A 16744-nucleotide genomic window follows, 5' to 3' on the forward strand; every position below is an offset into this window, starting at 1 on the left:
GAGTTTCAGAGTCAATCCGATAAGATACGCCAAAACAACGGTCACAGCATGAATACGCCAATTTTTCCTGTCTTCGATCCAGCCGCATTGTCGCAACTCTCGCAGCAATTCAACCAGTCGTTCAATCCCCAGTTCCTCCAGCAGCTTGGCAAAGTGGCCGATCCCAATGTTTTCCTGGATTGGCTCAATGCCGCGGGCAAGCAGGGCGCAGGTGCGCAGGCCGCAGCCGGTTTCGGCGACCTGGGCATTTCGCTGGATCCTGCTGCATTGGAAAAGCTGCAAGTGCAATACACGGCGCAATTGACGTCGCTATGGCAGGACATGCTGGCCTCACGCGTGCCGACCATTGCCGACCGGCGCTTCAATGCAGCGGCGTGGCATGACAATCCGCTCCATGCATTCAATGCTGCCGCCTATCTGCTGAACGCGCAATTCCTGACCGCGATGGTCGATGCGCTGGACGCGCCGCCGAAGGTGAAGCGCAAGATCGGCTTCACTGTGCAGCAAATGATCGACGCCATGGCGCCGTCGAATTTCCTGGCGACCAATCCGGTGGCGCAGCAAAAAATTCTGGAAACCAATGGCGAAAGCCTGACCAGGGGCATCGCCCATCTCATCGCCGACATGAACAAGGGGCGGGTGTCGCAGACTGATGAGTCGGCGTTTGAAGTCGGCAAGGATGTCGCCACGACCGAAGGCGCGGTGGTCTTTGAAAATCCGCTGTTCCAGCTGATCCAGTACACGCCGCTGACCAAGAAGGTATATCAGCGGCCGCTGCTGATCGTGCCGCCTTGCATCAACAAATTCTATATCCTCGATCTGCAGCCACAAAACTCGTTAGTGCGCTACGCCGTTGAGCAGGGATATACCGTGTTCCTGGTTTCCTGGCGCAATGCCGATGAGTCGCTGGGGCATACGACCTGGGACCAATACATCGACGAAGCAGTCGTCAAGGCGATTGAGTTGGCGCAGGATATTTCGGGCCAGGAGCAGATCAATGCGCTGGGTTTCTGTGTTGGCGGCACGCTGCTGTCGACCGCGCTGGCAAAATTGGCAGCGCAAAAGATCAACCCGGTTGCCAGCCTGACCTTGCTGACCGCATTCCTCGATTTCACTGACACCGGCATCCTCGATGTGTATATCGACGACATGCAGATTCGCATGCGCGAACAGGCCATCGGTAATGGCGGCTTGATGCCGGCGCGCGAATTTGCGTCGGCATTTTCCAGCCTGCGGCCGAATGATCTGCTGTGGAACTATGTCGAATCGAATTACCTCAAAGGTGAGGATCCGACGCCATTCGATTTGTTGTACTGGAACGCCGACAGCACCAACTTGCCTGGCCCGATGTTTTGTTATTACCTGCGCAATATGTATCTGGATAACGCGCTGAGGGATGCCGGCCGGCTGGCGGTGCATGGCACCAAAATCGATCTCGGCAAGATCGATGCGCCGACTTTCATCTACGCTTCGCGCGAAGACCATATCGTGCCCTGGACGTCGGCGTATACCTCGACCACGTTACTGAATCCGAAAAAGCCGGCACGCAATCGTTTCGTGCTGGGCGCCTCGGGCCATATTGCGGGTGTCATCAATCCGCCGGCCAAGAACAAGCGCAGCTATTGGACCAATCCGAAAACCGGCGGCGATGCCGAGTCCTGGCTGGCGGCAGCGGTCGAACATCCGGGCAGCTGGTGGACAGAATGGGCGGCATTTTTGGCGGAGCATGCTGGAAAACAGGTGGCGGCGCCGCGCAAATTGGGAAATACTAAACATGCTGTGATCGAAGCGGCTCCTGGCAGATATGTCAAAGTCAGAGCAGAATAAAAGAAGACGCATGAAGTGCGCAAAGCGGGCAGGCAAGTAGAAGATAGGCAGCACATCGTTTTTTGAATTGTTTTTTTGAAGGAGACAAAAGATGGCAAAGCGAATCGTTTATGTGACCGGGGGTATGGGTGGAATCGGTACCCCTATTTGTACTCGTCTTTGCACAGATGGTCACACCGTGGTGGCGGGTTGCGGCCCGAATTCCACACGTAAGGACAAATGGCTGGCCGACATGCGCGCCAAGGGTTTTGATATCCATGCTTCAGAAGGCAACGTCTCCAGCTGGGAGTCGACCAAGGCGGCATTCGACAAGGTCAAGGCTGAAGTCGGCGAAATCGACATCCTGATCAATAATGCCGGCATCACGCGCGATGGTCAGTTCCGCAAGATGTCCAAGGCCGATTGGGATGCGGTGATCGACACTAACCTGAATTCCCTCTTCAATGTCACCAAGCAGGTCATCGACAGCATGGCGGATCGCGGCTGGGGCAGGATTGTCAATATATCATCCGTGAACGGCCAGAAAGGCCAGTTCGGCCAGACCAACTACTCGACCGCCAAGGCCGGTATCCATGGCTTCACCATGGCGCTGGCGCAGGAAGTGGCGACCAAGGGCGTGACCGTCAACACGGTTTCGCCAGGTTATGTCGGCACCGACATGGTGCGTTCGATCCGGCCGGATGTGCTGGAGAAGATCGTCGCCGGAATTCCGGTCAAGCGTTTGGGCGAGCCGGAAGAAATCGCTTCCATCATTTCCTGGATTGTGTCGGAAGAGGGTGGTTATGCAACCGGTTCAGACTTCTCGCTGAACGGCGGCTTGCATATGGGCTAAGTACCAATCAGCCGCGCGGACGCGCAATTTGTCCGCGCGGTTGCTGGAATGGCATTGCGTGAATTGCAATGCAATAAAACTTTCAACACGGACAGTTGCACATGTTTTGCGCAATATAATGGGCTGTGCTGTAGCAAACTTAGATTTGCAATGCGAAACATATAAAATGCGTTACGGCGCAGTAACCTGGGACTGAAATGACTACTACAAAAAAAATGTCTGAACGTTTGATCAAGAAGTATCCGAATCGCCGCTTGTACGATACGCAAACCAGTTCATACATCACGCTGACGGATGTCAAACAGCTGGTACTGGACAACGAAGAATTCGTTGTGCTCGATGCCAAGACCGATGATGATCTGACGCGCAGTATTTTGTTGCAGATTATCCTGGAAGAAGAATCCAACGGTACACCGATGTTTTCCAGCGCCGCGCTGTCACAGATCATTCGCTACTACGGCCATGCGATGCAAGGCATGATGGGCTCTTACCTGGAAAAGAATATCCAGGCGTTCATCGATATCCAGAACAAGCTGGCTGAAAACTCCAAGGGTTTTTACGAAGGCAAACCGTTCAGTCCTGAAATGTGGACGCAGTTCATGAACGTGCAAGGGCCGATGATGCAGGGCATGATGAGCAACTACATCGAGCAGAGCAAAGGCTTGTTCATCCAGATGCAGGAACAGATGCAGAATCAGACCAAGAACATGTTCGGCACTTTCCCGTTTGCGCCACCGCCACCCGACAAGACCAAAAAATAAACCGCAGTAGCGCTCGGCATCCTGTCGCACGGCAGGTTTTTAGCGCTCATTCAAGGTAACCATGGCAGTGGAAGGGGTACAATAGCGACTTTGCTTTGACCCCATTTTCGCCATGTCCAACGTCATTCCCGCAGCGCCTGCTGCGCCAGCTATAGCCCCTAAAGTCGGTTTCGTCTCCCTTGGTTGCCCCAAGGCACTGGTCGATTCCGAACAAATCCTGACCCAGTTGCGTGCAGAGGGTTATGAAACTGCCAAGTCTTACGAGGGCGCCGACCTGGTCATCGTCAACACTTGCGGCTTTATCGATGCCGCCGTGCAAGAGTCGCTGGACGCCATTGGCGAGGCGCTGAGCGAAAACGGCAAGGTCATCGTCACCGGTTGCCTGGGTGCGAAGAAAGACGCCGACGGCGACGACATCATCCAGAAGATCCACCCGAAAGTGCTGGAAGTCACCGGCCCGCATGCGGTTGGTGAAGTCATGTTCGCGGTGCACAAGCACCTGCCGAAGCCGCACGCGCCTTTCATCGATCTGCTGCCGCCGCAAGGCATCAAGCTGACCCCAAAGCATTTCGCTTACCTGAAGATTTCTGAAGGCTGTAACCACCGTTGCAGTTTTTGCATCATTCCTTCGATGCGCGGCGACCTGGTTTCACGCCCGATTGCCGATGTCATGCTGGAAGCTGAAAATCTGTTCAAGGCCGGCGTCAAGGAATTGTTGGTTATTTCGCAAGACACCAGCGCCTACGGCGTCGACGTCAAGTTCCGCATGGGTTTCTGGAACGGCAAGCCGGTCAAGACCCATATGACACAACTGGTGACAGCGCTGGGCGAACTGGCGGCACAATACGGCGCCTGGGTCCGTCTGCACTACGTTTACCCGTATCCGCACGTCGATCAGATCATTCCGCTGATGGCAGAAGGCAAGATACTGCCTTACCTGGATGTGCCGCTGCAGCACGCCCATCCAGATGTCTTGAAGCGCATGAAGCGCCCAGCCAGCGGCGAAAAGAATATCGAACGCATCCAGGCCTGGCGCGCCATGTGCCCGGACCTGACCATCCGCTCTACCTTCATCGCCGGTTTCCCGGGCGAGACCGAAGCGGAATTCGAATACCTGCTGGATTTCCTGAAAGAAGCTGAAATCGATCGCCTCGGCTGCTTCGCCTATTCGCCGGTCGAAGGCGCAACTGCCAACGCGCTGGACAATCCGGTGCCGGAAGAACTGCGTGAAGAGCGCCGTGGCCGCGTGATGCAGTTGCAGGAAGAGATTTCCAAGAAGCGCCTGCAAGCCAAGGTCGGCAAGACCATGCGCGTGCTGATCGACTCGGTTGATCGCAATGGCGGCGTTGGCCGTTCCAGCGCCGATGCGCCGGAAATCGACGGCGTGGTCTACGTCAAGCCGCCCTATGAGCCGCACAAGAAGCTGGTGGTTGGCGAGTTTGTCGATGTCACCATCACGGCATCCGATGCGCATGACCTGTGGGCCGCTGCATGATGGCAGGGAAGTTTGTAATTGCACTGGCGTTGTCGCTGGGCCTGACTTCAGGCCTGGCGCTGGCGGATGGCGATACTGCCGCCACAGCGCCGGCGGCAGTCAACCTGTTCGCCAAACCGCTCGACTTGCGCGGCACCTTGGGTGATGCCAAGATCGAAATGCATCTGCAATTGAAGCCGGATCCAACTGAGGGCATCCAGGGGACCTATGTGATTGCCGGACAGAGCGGCAAGATCCTGCTGGCCGGCGAATCGGAAAATACCGATGTCATCATGGAAGAATCGGTCAACGGCAAGGATGTTTCCGGCGAGTGGGCCGGCACCCTGGTTGGCAATACTTTCAGCGGCACCTGGTCGACCACTGACGATGCCGTCACCAAGCCGTTTGTGCTGGTGGTGCAGCACTCGGCGCAGACTGCGCGTTCAGGCAAGTAATTCAGATAAGTAGTTGTTCGAGAAACTCCTCAAGAAATTCGTCCAGGACACATGGCAAAAAAGAATTTTCAGACCGCGCTGATCCATAGCGAGTACCAGGCGCCGGACGGCTTTGATGCTTTCCCGGTCGGTATCCATCACGCTTCCACGGTGCTGTTCAAGAACGTCGCCGCGATGCGGGCCCGTGACTGGCAGGAAAAGAACGGCTATACCTACGGCTTGCATGGCACCCCGACTACGTTCACGCTGGAAGCGCGCTTGGCCGAAATCGAAGGCGGCCGGCATTGCCTGCTGGCCCCGAGCGGCCTGGCGGCGATCACGATGGTCGACTTGGCGCTGTTGAAGAGCGGCGACGATGTCCTGCTGCCGGATAATGTTTATAACCCGAACCGCGAACTGGGTAACTGGCTGGCGCGCGATTTCGGCATCAGCGCGCGCTATTACGATCCATTGATCGGCGCCGGCATTGCCGACTTGATCTTGCCAAATACGCGTCTGATCTGGACCGAGGCGCCAGGTTCGGTATCGATGGAGATGCCTGATATTCCTGCGATCTGCCAGGCTGCCCACGCCAAGAATGTACTGGTCGCGATCGACAATACCTGGTCGGCTGGCCTGGCCTTGCGCGCTTTCGACCTCGGCGTCGATATCGTCATGCATGCACTCACCAAATACCAGTCGGGCGGTTCCGACGTCTTGATGGGCGCAGTCATCACGCGCGACGACGACTTGAACCGGCGCCTTCAGGCTGCGCATATGCGGCTCGGTTTCGGCGTCGGGATGGATGATGTCTACCTGGTGTTGCGCAGCTTGCCGACCATGAAAATGCGCTTTGAAGCGCATGATGCGGCGGCGCGTACTGTCGCCGCCTGGCTCAAGCAGCGGCCCGAGATCAACCGGGTGCTGCATCCGGCGTTCCCGGATTGCCCTGGACATGAAATCTGGCAGCGCGATTGCAGCGGCGCCGCCGGCTTGTTCTCCGTGGTGTTCGATGAGCGCTACAGCGAAGAACAGACCGACCGCTTTGTCGATAGCTTGAAGTTGTTCAAGATCGGCTACAGCTGGGGCGGCGCCAACAGCCTGTGCGTCCCTTACCGAATCCAGAGCATGCGTCAGAGCTGGCCGGGCAACGGCATCCTGGTGCGTTTCAACATCGGCCTGGAAGATGCGCAGGATCTGATTGCCGATATCGAGCAGGCGCTTGCTGTTTTGTAGCGTCAGTTCTTAAGAAGAAAAAACCGACCTCAACAGAACAGGTCGGTTTTTTTTTGCCGACGTTTTCCCATAAATGCGCTTACGGGCGTTAAAGCAATTGCTGCAGCATGTACACCGCGCCGGGCTGATCTGTGCTCACCTGGTAGCTGGCCAGATTTTTCCTGGCTTGCGACGGCAACCCGTTGGTTGCTGCCTGATAGCCTAGCGTACCCCAGAACGATTGTGATTGTTGTACCGATACTAGCGCCGACCAGTTCAGGCCAACGCTACGCGCATGCGCCAATGCAGCGGCGACCAGTGCATTGGCAGCGCGCTTGCCGCGTGCTACCGGCGCCACGGCCAGGTCGTGCAGGTACAGACAGTCCGGCGCCGCAGCCAGCTTGAACTGCGCGCCGAGCGGGGTGATGACATCTTTACGGGATGGATAGCTGAACAGATAAGCGCCGGCACAATCAGGAGCCGGCGACCAGATCCAGCAGGTGGCAGGCGTCAGCGCCAGGCGGGCGCGAAATACTTCTTCGGATTCCAGCATCGACGGCGGGTAGCATTCGGCCTGGATCCGCATGACGGCGGGGATGTCGCTGGCAAGCATGGCCCGGACCACAGGAAGGACGATAGTGTTGGGCATGGCTGAAGCAATATCTGGTTGGAAATGCCGCCACTGCCCGCGATTGCGGGCAGTGTGCAGTCGCAAGCTTGGTTGCGAGATTGGTCAGGCAGGCATTGCCTTGTTGTCATTCAGGTCGATCAGGCCCTTGATCAGTCGATAGGCCTTCCACAACCAGGCCAGGCCCCACACCACGAAGGCCAATGGAATGCCGATTACGGTCAAGAACAGGGCGCCGCCGACAAACATCCAGACCAGATACCACCAGAACGAGCGGATCTGCCAGTTATGGTGGCTGTACACAAAGGAATCCGCCGCATCCTGGCGCTTGACGTAGTTGACGATCAAGGGAATCCAGGAAAGTGCTCCGAGCGAGAACAACAGGCTGGCGCCATGGCACAGGTAGAGCCACCAGGCAAGATTTTTCTCTGAAGACAACTTGCTATCGAAAACCAGTTCGTTGGCCATGTTTTTCCTTCAAGGTTAAGGATTTATCGTTACCGTCAGCGTCGATTTCTTCGAAAATCACGCCAGTATAGGCAAGATGCCATCCAAACCGACAAAATTCAAGGCCACGCCGGCTTGCGCGCGCACCACCGGCTTGGCGCGGAAGGCTACCGAAAGTCCGGCGATCTTCATCATGTTGAGGTCGTTGGCGCCGTCGCCCATGACGATCGCCTGGCTTGGGGCGATGCCCAGCTCAGTGCAGACGCGCTCGACCGTGTTTCTTTTTTCGTCAGCGTTGACGATGCCGCCGACCACTTTGCCGGTCAGCTTGCCGTCGACGATTTCCAGCACGTTGGAATGGGCGTAATCAAGTCCGAGTTTGGCCTTGATGCGGTCGGTGAAGAACGTAAAGCCACCCGACACCAGCAGCGTCTTGATCCCTGCTGCCTTGATTGCGGCCAGCATCGGTTGCGCTCCCAGCGACAGTTGCAGCCGTTCGTCATAGACGCGTTGCAGGGCAGACGCGTCCAGGCCTTTGAGCAAGGCCACGCGGCGCGTCAGGCTTTCGTTGAACTCCAGCTCGCCGCGCATCGCCGCTTCGGTAATCGCCGCGACTTGGGGCTTGAGGCCTTGCATGTCAGCGATTTCGTCGATGCATTCGATGGTGATCAGGGTCGAGTCCATGTCCATCGCCAGCAGCTTGAAATCGCTCAGCTTGAGGTGGGACGGGTGCAGCGCGTAATCAACACCGGCGTTGAGGCAAGCGGTGTCGAGTTGCGTCTTCTGCGCATCGGAAAGTGTGACGTTGTCGCAGCGCCATGCGTGGCGGCCGGCATCGCTGATGTCGATTGCGTGTGCGCCGGCCAAGGTGGAAATATGCTCGATGGCGCCAGGTTCTGCGTTCAGGCTTTGCAGGATCAGTTTCATGTTTCGCTTGCAGTGATAGATAAGGGATTGAATGGCATGGTCGGCATGTTCAGTTTATCCGGCCAGGGCCTTGATGGTCGATTTGACCTGCACCAGACGCGCTGCCAGGTCAGGCATGTTGGCGGTGATGCGCAACTTGTCCTGGCCGTTCAGTTTGATATGCCGGTTTTTTTGAATCAATTCAATGATGCGCATGGCGTCGATCGGCGGGTTTGGCACGAACTGCAACAGCGCCGAGTCGGTGTGCGCATCGATCTTGACGATGCCGATCGATTTCGCGGCAATTCGCAGCCGGTGCGTTTCGATCAAGGCCTTGGCCGGGTCCGGCAGCTTACCGAAGCGATCGATCAACTCCTCCTGCAGATCGTCGATTTTGCCTTGATCGTTGCAATTCGCCAGGCGCTTGTAGATCGACAGCCGCTCGTGCACATCGCCGCAGTAATCGCTCGGCAGCAAGGCCGGCACGTGCAGGTTGATTTCGGTGGTGGTCGAGAGCGGCGCCGCGAGGTCGGGCTCTTTGCCGTTCTTCAGCGAGCGCACCGCTTCATTGAGCATGTCGGAATACAGCTGGAAGCCGATCTCGTGCATTTCGCCGGATTGGTTGTCGCCCAGCACCTCGCCGGCGCCACGGATTTCCAGGTCGTGCATGGCCAGGTAAAAGCCGCTGCCGAGTTCTTCCATCTGCTGGATCGCATCCAGGCGGCGCTGCGCCAGTTTGGTCAAGCCTTGCACGTCATGCACCAGCAAGTATGCGTAGGCCTGGTGATGCGAACGGCCGACGCGGCCGCGCAACTGGTGCAACTGCGCCAGGCCGAACTTGTCGGCGCGGTGCATGATGATGGTGTTGGCGGTTGGCACGTCGATGCCGGTTTCGATAATCGTCGTGCACAGCAGGATGTTGAAGCGCTGCGCGACGAAATCGCGCATCACCTTTTCCAGGTCGCGCTCATGCATCTGGCCATGGGCGATACCGATGCGCGCTTCCGGCAGTAATGCTTCCAGCATCGCCTTGCGATTCTGGATGGTTTCGACTTCGTTGTGCAGGAAGTAGACCTGGCCGCCGCGCTTCAATTCGCGCAGGCATGCCTCGCGGATGGTTGATTCGCCTTCGCTGCGGACGAAAGTCTTGATCGCCAGCCGCTTTTGCGGCGCGGTGGCGATGATCGAGAATTCGCGCAAGCCTTCCAGCGCCATGCCCAACGTGCGCGGGATCGGCGTTGCGGTCAGCGTCAGCACGTCGACTTCCGAGCGCAAGGCCTTCAGCGCCTCTTTCTGCCGTACGCCGAAACGATGCTCTTCGTCGATGATGACTAATCCCAGGCGCGAGAACTTGATGTCGTCGGACAGTAATTTATGCGTGCCGATGACGATATCAAGCGTGCCGTCGGCCATGCCCTTGATCGCTTGCGTAACTTCCTTGCCGCTGCGGAAACGCGACAGCTCGGCGATTTTCACCGGCCAGTCGGCAAAGCGGTCGGCGAAGGTTTGCGCATGCTGTTCCGCCAGCAGGGTGGTCGGCGCCAGGATCGCTACCTGTTTGCCGCCCAGTACCGCGACGAAGGCGGCGCGCAACGCCACTTCGGTCTTGCCGAAACCAACGTCGCCGCAGATCAAGCGATCCATCGGCTTGCCGCTGGTCATGTCCTTGATCACGGCGTTGATGGCGGCGGCCTGGTCGGCGGTTTCCTCGAAGCCGAAGCTTTCGGCGAAGGCTTCGTAATCGTGCGCCGAATATTCGAATGCATGACCTTGCCGCACCGCGCGGCGCGCATACAGGTTCAACAGTTCGGCGGCAGTGTCGCGCACCTGTTGCGCGGCTTTGCGCTTGGCCTTTTCCCATTGGCCGGAGCCGAGCGCGTGCAGCGGCGCATCTTCCGGCGAAGCGCCGGAGTAACGCGAAATCACATGCAGCTGCGACACCGGCACGTACAGCTTGGTGTCCTTGGCGTATTCCAGATGCAGGAATTCGGTTTCGCCTTCGCCCAGGTCCATGCTGAGCAGGCCCATGTACCGACCAATGCCGTGGTTGACGTGCACCACCGGATCGCCGATCTTCAGCTCGGACAGATCGCGCACCATCGATTCGACCTGGGTCGCACCTTCCTGTTTCTTCTTGCCGATGCGGCGTCCGGAACCGGCATACAACTCGGTTTCGGTGATGAAGGTGAATTGCGGCAGTTCGAAACCGGCGTGCAGCGGCGCCACGCCCAGCATCAATTTTTCGCTGGATGTGATGAAGTCGGCATAGCCTTCGCACAGCGCAAGCGGCAAATTGTATTCGTTGAAATACTGCTGCAAGGTTTCGCGGCGGCCGTTCGATTCGGCGCAAATCATCACGCGGCGCTTGGTCTGCAGCAGATAGGAGCGCAGATTGGTCAGCGGATCTTCGATGCGGCGGTTGACGGCGATGTTGGGTATCGGCGCCGACAGTTCCGAGGCGACGTCGCTGTGCTTGATGATCCAGCGGCCGAACGGTTTGGCCAGGCTGAAGAACAATTCGTCGGTCAGGAACAGCGCTTCCGGCGCCAGCAATGGGCGCTCACGGTCCGACTTCAGAAATTTGTAGCGCGATTGCGTATCGCCCCAGAAACGCTGGATCGCGCCTTCGATATCCCCGACCAGAGCGAACATCGTGCTTTCCGGCAGATAGTCGAACAGGGTCGCGGTTTCCTCGAAAAACAGCGGCAGGTAATACTCGATACCGGCCGAGGCGATGCCGCTGCCGATATCCTTGTAGATCGCCGAACGCGACGGATCGCCTTCGAACACTTCGCGCCAGCGGCTGCGAAATGCCGAACGTGCCGCTTCATCCATCGGGAATTCGCGGCCCGGCAGCAAGCGCACTTCCTTGACCGGGTACAGCGAACGCTGGGTGTCGGCGTCGAAGGTGCGGATGGTTTCGATGGTGTCGCCGAACAGGTCGAGCCGGTAAGGCAGCACCGAGCCCATCGGGAAAATATCGATCAGGCCGCCGCGCACCGAATACTCGCCGGGCGACATGACCTGGTTGACGTGGCTGTAGCCGGCCAAGGTGAGCTGCGATTTCAGGCGCGCTTCATCGAGCGTCTCGCCTTGCTTGAAAAAGAAGGTGTAACCGGCCAGGAAAGACGGCGGCGCCATTTTCACCAGCGCGGTGGTGGCGGGCACCAGCAGCACGTCGCACTGGCCGTTCTGCACCTCGTACAGGGTCGCCAGGCGTTCTGACACCAGGTCCTGGTGCGGCGAGAAGGCATCGTAGGGCAGGGTTTCCCAGTCAGGCAGCAAGTGGCAGCGCAGGCCGTTCTGCTGGCCTTCGGCCTGGGCGGCCTGGAACCAAGGGATTTCGGTGCGTAGCCGCTGGCCGTCGGTGGCGTCCGCCACGACCACTACCAGCATCCGCTGTTGCGCCTTGAGCGCCAGCGCGGCTTGCGCCAGCGCGAACGCATCGGACGAACCATGCACCGCCGGCAGCGCAAAACGTGCAGCCGGCTTGGGCAACAATTTTTCTAGATCGAAGGACATTAGGGCCTGTTTAACACACTACAGCGCAAACCACAGCGCGCGCCGGCTTACCGGCCGTCGTGCAAGAGCGGCCCAGCCACGCAGGATGTGACTAAAAAAAGCCACAATACGCCTGATTTGACAGTTAAAATTCAGAGCCGCATTATAAACCACGGGCCACATTGCCGAATTTCATCTGCCCGACCGGCGTTTTGTGCCGCGCGTGGCCAGGGGTGAGCGGGTATTGTCGCAAGCAATCCCCCATTTTTTGTTAAATATCCATGACATTTCTTCATAGTTTCCAGCGGATCGCCTGCGCATGAGCGGCCCACGCCACCCACGTCATTTTGGCCTGATTCCAGCTGCCGGCATCGGCGCCCGGTTGGGTGCAGGCATTCCCAAACAATACATGCCGCTGGCCGGCAAGCCGATGCTGGCGCATGTGCTGGACACCTTTGCCGCAACTGCCGCCATCACCCATACCTTTGTCGTGGTTAGCGCTGACGACGGTTATATTGGCGACCTGGTGGCCGCTGCGCCGCATTGGCAGGGGCGTATCACTATTTTGTTTCATGGCGGCGCCGATCGTCACGCATCGGTGCTGAACGGCTTGAATGCGGTCCGTGCACAGGTCGACGATGATGACTGGATGCTGGTGCATGATGCGGCGCGGCCAGGATTGACCAGCGCCTTGATCGAGCACTTGATCCAGGCATTGCGGGATGATGCGGTCGGCGGCCTGTTGGCGCTGCCGGTGGTCGATACGCTCAAGCGCGGCGACCAGAGCGGCCGCGTGGCGCAGACCGTGGAGCGCACCGCGCTGTGGGCGGCGCAGACGCCGCAGATGTTCCGTTACGGCTTGTTGTTGCAGGCCTTGATGCAAGCGACGGCACTGACCGACGAGGCGGGAGCGATTGAGATGCAGGGATTGCAGCCGCGCCTGGTCGAGGGTAGCCCGCGCAATTTCAAGGTGACCTTGCCGCATGATGTGGCGCTGGCAGAGATGTTTTTGAGGAGTTGAAATTGCAGGACGTTTTTTTAAAGGAAGAAGCATGAGCAAGCATCCCGGATTTCGCATTGGCCAGGGCTACGATTGCCACGCATTGCAGGTCGGCAGGCCATTGATCATCGGTGGCGTGACGATCCCACACAAGACCGGTTTGCTGGGCCATTCCGATGCCGATGTATTGCTGCATGCAGTGATCGATGCCCTGTTCGGCGCAGCGGCCCTGGGCGACATCGGCCGCCATTTTTCCGATACGGATGCGCAGTTTGCCGGCGCCGATTCGCGCAAGTTGCTGCGCGAGGCGGTGCGTTTGATCGGGGAGGCCGGATTTGCAGTTGGCAATATCGATTCGACCATCATCGCCCAGGCGCCGAAGATGGCGCCGCATATTCCGCTAATGGTGCAGCATATTGCTGCCGATTGCGGTATCGCCGTGAATCAGGTCAACGTCAAAGCCAAGACCAATGAAAAGCTTGGCTATCTGGGACGGGAAGAGGGCATTGCTGCGGAGGCCGTCGCGCTGCTCTATCCTGTGTGACGGCAGGCCGCCGGCCTTGAGCCGGCTCGGCCTTCAGTTCAGCATTAAGTTTTCAGCTGCAATTCGATCTGGGTTACCAGGCCGCCGCCTTCGCGGTTGCTGACGCGCAGTTTGCCGCCGTGCTGTTTGACGATCCGGCTAACGATGGCCAACCCGAGACCCGAGCCATTTGCCTGTCCTCTGGCGATGTCAAGCCGTGTGAACGGCCGCAGCAAACGGTCTATTTCGCCTTCCGGGACCCCTGGACCATGATCGGCGATGCTGATGAGCAGCTTGTCCTGACGCGAGCTGCAATCGATATCGATGACAGTAAAATCGTCGCCTTCCTTCTTGCCATAACGGCGTGAATTCTCGATCAGGTTATTGAAGACGCGGCTCAGTTCGGTGACGTCGCCCATCGTGTGCAGATTGGGGGCGATATGGGTTTGAATGCGTATGTCGCTTTGGCGCGAGGCTGTTTGCACGACGTTTTCGATCAATTCGCTCATGTTGATCTTTTCGAAGGTGCTGGTGTCGGTCGGTTTTGCATAATGCAGGAACTGACCGATGATGCCATCCATCTGCGCCAGATCCGACTGCATGCCGTTGCGCGCGTCGTCGGGAAGGTTGGCCATTTCCACTTCAAGCAGCATGCGTGCAAGCGGAGTACGCAAATCATGTGAAATGCCGGCCAGGATAATCGCGCGATCGGATTCGATGCGTTGCAGGTCATTGACCATCTGATTGAAACTGCGGTTGGCCTCTTCAATTTCGGTGGGGCCGGTTTCGGGCAGCGGATCAGGGTGCAAGCCTTTCGCCACGGCGCGCGTCGCGGCGGTCAGGCGCGACAAAGGCTGGTTGATCAGCGTTGAAATGAACATCGCGCCAAGCAGCGACAGTACCAATGCAATCCCGGCCCATTGCAGCCATTGCACGCCCGAACTGCGGTCTACGCGATCGAGGTCGAGCATCAGCCAGTATTCGTCGCCGTCGATCTTGAAGCTGACCCAGAAGCCGCCGATGTCGTTGACCTTGGAAGAGAAGCGGGTCTGATTGCCAAGCCGGGCGCGGACTTCGTGTTCCAGGTCCGGCATGATCGTCGAGTCGGGCGGCGGATCGATCTGGTCGGTGTCTTCCAGAGGGTAGATACGGATGCCTTCATTGCTGGCGAGATCGAACAGCAGTTCGCGCCGCAGGTCCGGCGCCGAGTGGGTCAGGGCGGCGCGAGTGATGGTGACGATCGAGATGATCTGCGCCGCAACTTGTTGCGCGCGCGGGCCGCGTTCGACGATCCTGAAACTGGCGACCCAAGCCACCATGCTGACTGTGATGAGGAATGCCAGCATGAAAAAGGTCCGCCACAGCAGACCACTTTTCAGCCAGGCCAATCGATTAGCAGTCGTCATGTAGCGGGACTATACGGCGGCTTTGGATAACGGATACTGCGCAAGCAAACCATCAACGCGGCTGGCCTTCTGGAATGAACACGTAGCCGAGTCCCCATACCGTTTGGATGTAGAGCGGGCTGGCAGGATCCGGCTCGATCAATTTACGCAGGCGCGAGATCTGTACGTCCAGGCTGCGGTCGAATACTTCGTATTCGCGGCCGCGTGCCAGTTCCATCAGTTTCTCGCGGGATAGCGGCTGCCGTGCATGCCGCGCGAATACCTTGAGCACCGAAAATTCACCGGTGGTCAGCGGGATCGATTCGCCGTTCTTTTTCAGGGTGCGGGTGCCGAGGTCAAGCACGAATTCACCGAACTCGAAAGATTGCGGCGATTCCGATGGCGCTCCCGGCAATTCTTCCGGGCCTTTGCGACGCAGCACTGCGCCGATGCGCGCCACCAGTTCGCGCGGATTGAAAGGCTTGGGCAGGTAATCGTCAGCGCCCATCTCCAGGCCGACGATGCGATCGACGTCTTCGCCCTTCGCGGTCAGCATGATGATCGGTGTCTGGTCGCCAGCGCCACGCAGGCGTCGGCAAATTGCCAAGCCGTCTTCTCCAGGCAGCATCAGGTCGAGCACCAGCAGATCGTAGCGTTCACGAATCCATAGCTTGTTCATCGCCTGAGCGTTCTCGGCCGTGACAACCTGGAAGCCTTGCTCCGTCAGGTAGCGTCGCAGCAGATCGCGCAATCGGATGTCGTCGTCAACCACCAGGATTTTATGTTGGTGGGCGTTGGATGTTTGTGTTGAGGTGTTGATCGTATTCATGGTCGTATGGTAACTTCAGAGTGCGCAACAAAAATATAGTTGATGCCCATGGATTACAAAGTGTTACAAACTTTACCAAAAACGTCTTATGACAAGTAGTAGGGAAGCTTACACTTAATTCGTGACGATGAAATCCTAATCGCTATCCTGAATTCAAAGAAGAAGTGCATATGATGATGTTTCGGAAAATCAGTATTTGTTTATTGCTGCTGCTGGCGGCGATGAGCGCATCTGCGCGTTCCGAGCGCATGCCTGAAGAGCGTTCGCAGCGCGGCTCTCCTCCGCCTTCACAGTATGATGCACGACGCGGTGGCGCGCCAGATGAACAGTGGCAAAATCGCGGTCGCTACGGTGAGCCTAATGAGGGATCGGCGCGTCCCAAGATGTCGCCTGATGAGCGACGCGAATTGCGTCAGCAGATCGATCGGGCTGGGCGTGATATTTATCCGCCGCGACGCTGAGATCGAAAATAGTTTAACGCAAAATGGTATGACGAAAAAACCGGTGATGAAGATCTCCGGTTTTTTTATTGCCGTTCGGTCTGCAAGAGCAAATTCGCCGGGATGAAATGACTGCGCAGGGGAGATGTGTTGAAAAACGAGAGATGTAAACCAGAAAGGGGTTGCAAGATTTCTCTTGCAACCCCTCGAATTACTGGTGCGGCTGGCAGGAATCGAACCCACGACCCCTTGGTTCGTAGCCAAGTACTCTATCCAGCTGAGCTACAGCCGCGAAAAACAAAATTATATCTGAGCTTTGTTTATTTTGGAAGAGAAAATATTTAAAAAACTTTATATTTTCTTGCTGCTTGCAGAGTGAAACTCTTTTTCTGCTTGCGCTCAACCAAGTCCGCTACTATGCCATAGACATTTCCATTTGAGAAGCTTTATTTTGAATTTTGTTTTGAGAATAGTGCGTTTTTCCGATTGGCGTGGCTCAGTCACGGTCTTAACTTCCCGATGATATAATCAAATAATAATCA

General features: G+C 57.5%; 15 protein-coding genes and 1 tRNA gene. 9 read left to right on the top strand and 7 right to left on the bottom strand.

Features of this window, described 5'->3' with window-relative positions; genetic code table 11:
- Nucleotides 1-48 precede the first annotated feature (48 nt).
- The 6 genes from phaC (at nucleotide 49) to ACIPF8_RS01635 (ending at nucleotide 6564) form a co-directional block, all read left to right on the top strand.
- Nucleotides 49-1827: a class I poly(R)-hydroxyalkanoic acid synthase gene (phaC, locus tag ACIPF8_RS01610; RefSeq protein ID WP_400416745.1), complete on the top strand. Its 1779-nt coding sequence runs from the start codon at nucleotides 49-51 to the stop codon at nucleotides 1825-1827.
- A 91-nt stretch (nucleotides 1828-1918) separates the two neighbouring features.
- On the top strand, nucleotides 1919-2659 hold the full coding sequence (locus ACIPF8_RS01615) for a 3-ketoacyl-ACP reductase (protein WP_061537260.1): 741 nt from the start codon (nucleotides 1919-1921) through the stop codon (nucleotides 2657-2659).
- Nucleotides 2660-2856: 197 nt separating this feature from the next.
- The gene (gene phaR / locus ACIPF8_RS01620) at nucleotides 2857-3420 is read left to right on the top strand and encodes a polyhydroxyalkanoate synthesis repressor PhaR (RefSeq protein ID WP_061533646.1); all 564 of its coding nucleotides are present in this window, start codon (nucleotides 2857-2859) and stop codon (nucleotides 3418-3420) included.
- A gap of 112 nt (nucleotides 3421-3532) precedes the next feature.
- Complete coding sequence (rimO, locus tag ACIPF8_RS01625; protein WP_400416746.1) at nucleotides 3533-4915, top strand: 30S ribosomal protein S12 methylthiotransferase RimO; 1383 nt, start codon at nucleotides 3533-3535, stop codon at nucleotides 4913-4915.
- Entirely contained in the window at nucleotides 4912-5349 is a 438-nt protein-coding gene (locus ACIPF8_RS01630) for a hypothetical protein (RefSeq protein ID WP_400416747.1), read from the top strand. The genes rimO and ACIPF8_RS01630 overlap by 4 nt, the downstream gene beginning before the upstream one ends.
- 51 nt (nucleotides 5350-5400) lie before the next feature.
- Complete coding sequence (locus ACIPF8_RS01635) at nucleotides 5401-6564, top strand: cystathionine beta-lyase (protein ID WP_400416748.1); 1164 nt, start codon at nucleotides 5401-5403, stop codon at nucleotides 6562-6564.
- An 88-nt stretch (nucleotides 6565-6652) separates the two neighbouring features.
- On the opposite strand, the gene ACIPF8_RS01640 is transcribed toward ACIPF8_RS01635, so the two are convergent.
- From ACIPF8_RS01640 to mfd, 4 genes are all read right to left on the bottom strand, one after another.
- Entirely contained in the window at nucleotides 6653-7192 is a 540-nt protein-coding gene (locus ACIPF8_RS01640; RefSeq protein ID WP_400416749.1) for a GNAT family N-acetyltransferase, read from the bottom strand.
- An 84-nt stretch (nucleotides 7193-7276) separates the two neighbouring features.
- Entirely contained in the window at nucleotides 7277-7639 is a 363-nt protein-coding gene (locus tag ACIPF8_RS01645; RefSeq protein WP_400416750.1) for a DUF4870 family protein, read from the bottom strand.
- A gap of 57 nt (nucleotides 7640-7696) precedes the next feature.
- Entirely contained in the window at nucleotides 7697-8545 is an 849-nt protein-coding gene (gene serB, locus ACIPF8_RS01650) for a phosphoserine phosphatase SerB (protein ID WP_400416751.1), read from the bottom strand.
- A 54-nt stretch (nucleotides 8546-8599) separates the two neighbouring features.
- Entirely contained in the window at nucleotides 8600-12046 is a 3447-nt protein-coding gene (mfd, locus tag ACIPF8_RS01655) for a transcription-repair coupling factor (protein ID WP_400416752.1), read from the bottom strand.
- Nucleotides 12047-12344: 298 nt separating this feature from the next.
- Here mfd and ispD point away from each other — a divergent pair, with 298 nt between their 5' ends.
- Both ispD and ispF read left to right on the top strand, forming a co-directional pair.
- Nucleotides 12345-13046, top strand: coding sequence for a 2-C-methyl-D-erythritol 4-phosphate cytidylyltransferase (gene ispD, locus ACIPF8_RS01660; RefSeq protein WP_400416753.1), 702 nt, complete (start codon nucleotides 12345-12347; stop codon nucleotides 13044-13046).
- A 31-nt stretch (nucleotides 13047-13077) separates the two neighbouring features.
- Nucleotides 13078-13569, top strand: coding sequence for a 2-C-methyl-D-erythritol 2,4-cyclodiphosphate synthase (ispF, locus tag ACIPF8_RS01665; protein WP_400416754.1), 492 nt, complete (start codon nucleotides 13078-13080; stop codon nucleotides 13567-13569).
- Nucleotides 13570-13613: 44 nt separating this feature from the next.
- On the opposite strand, the gene ACIPF8_RS01670 is transcribed toward ispF, so the two are convergent.
- Nucleotides 13614-14954, bottom strand: a complete 1341-nt coding sequence (locus ACIPF8_RS01670; RefSeq protein ID WP_400416755.1) for an ATP-binding protein — start codon at nucleotides 14952-14954, stop codon at nucleotides 13614-13616.
- 52 nt (nucleotides 14955-15006) lie between these two features.
- Nucleotides 15007-15762 (bottom strand): two-component system response regulator OmpR, encoded by a 756-nt coding sequence (ompR, locus tag ACIPF8_RS01675; protein ID WP_400416756.1) that lies wholly within the window; start codon nucleotides 15760-15762, stop codon nucleotides 15007-15009.
- 393 nt (nucleotides 15763-16155) lie between these two features.
- Between ompR and ACIPF8_RS01680 the strand changes: the two genes are divergently transcribed.
- Nucleotides 16156-16329 (top strand): hypothetical protein, encoded by a 174-nt coding sequence (locus tag ACIPF8_RS01680; RefSeq protein ID WP_400416757.1) that lies wholly within the window; start codon nucleotides 16156-16158, stop codon nucleotides 16327-16329.
- An 88-nt stretch (nucleotides 16330-16417) separates the two neighbouring features.
- On the opposite strand, the gene ACIPF8_RS01685 is transcribed toward ACIPF8_RS01680, so the two are convergent.
- Nucleotides 16418-16494: transfer RNA gene (locus tag ACIPF8_RS01685), tRNA-Arg, on the bottom strand.
- Nucleotides 16495-16744: the final 250 nt, after the last annotated feature.

It is taken from the genome of Collimonas sp. NPDC087041 (assembly GCF_044745265.1).
Classification (GTDB): Bacteria; Pseudomonadota; Gammaproteobacteria; order Burkholderiales; family Burkholderiaceae_D; genus Collimonas.

Bases quoted from the DNA above. Each gene is read 5' to 3' on its own strand.
- phaC (WP_400416745.1), top strand. From the start codon at position 49: ATGAATACGCCAATTTTTCCTGTCTTCGATCCAGCCGCATTGTCGCAA.
- ACIPF8_RS01615 (WP_061537260.1), top strand. From the start codon at position 1,919: ATGGCAAAGCGAATCGTTTATGTGACCGGGGGTATGGGTGGAATCGGT.
- phaR (WP_061533646.1), top strand. From the start codon at position 2,857: ATGACTACTACAAAAAAAATGTCTGAACGTTTGATCAAGAAGTATCCG.
- rimO (WP_400416746.1), top strand. From the start codon at position 3,533: ATGTCCAACGTCATTCCCGCAGCGCCTGCTGCGCCAGCTATAGCCCCT.
- ACIPF8_RS01630 (WP_400416747.1), top strand. From the start codon at position 4,912: ATGATGGCAGGGAAGTTTGTAATTGCACTGGCGTTGTCGCTGGGCCTG.
- ACIPF8_RS01635 (WP_400416748.1), top strand. From the start codon at position 5,401: ATGGCAAAAAAGAATTTTCAGACCGCGCTGATCCATAGCGAGTACCAG.
- ACIPF8_RS01640 (WP_400416749.1), bottom strand. From the start codon at position 7,192: ATGCCCAACACTATCGTCCTTCCTGTGGTCCGGGCCATGCTTGCCAGC.
- ACIPF8_RS01645 (WP_400416750.1), bottom strand. From the start codon at position 7,639: ATGGCCAACGAACTGGTTTTCGATAGCAAGTTGTCTTCAGAGAAAAAT.
- serB (WP_400416751.1), bottom strand. From the start codon at position 8,545: ATGAAACTGATCCTGCAAAGCCTGAACGCAGAACCTGGCGCCATCGAG.
- mfd (WP_400416752.1), bottom strand. From the start codon at position 12,046: ATGTCCTTCGATCTAGAAAAATTGTTGCCCAAGCCGGCTGCACGTTTT.
- ispD (WP_400416753.1), top strand. From the start codon at position 12,345: ATGAGCGGCCCACGCCACCCACGTCATTTTGGCCTGATTCCAGCTGCC.
- ispF (WP_400416754.1), top strand. From the start codon at position 13,078: ATGAGCAAGCATCCCGGATTTCGCATTGGCCAGGGCTACGATTGCCAC.
- ACIPF8_RS01670 (WP_400416755.1), bottom strand. From the start codon at position 14,954: ATGACGACTGCTAATCGATTGGCCTGGCTGAAAAGTGGTCTGCTGTGG.
- ompR (WP_400416756.1), bottom strand. From the start codon at position 15,762: ATGAATACGATCAACACCTCAACACAAACATCCAACGCCCACCAACAT.
- ACIPF8_RS01680 (WP_400416757.1), top strand. From the start codon at position 16,156: ATGAGCGACGCGAATTGCGTCAGCAGATCGATCGGGCTGGGCGTGATA.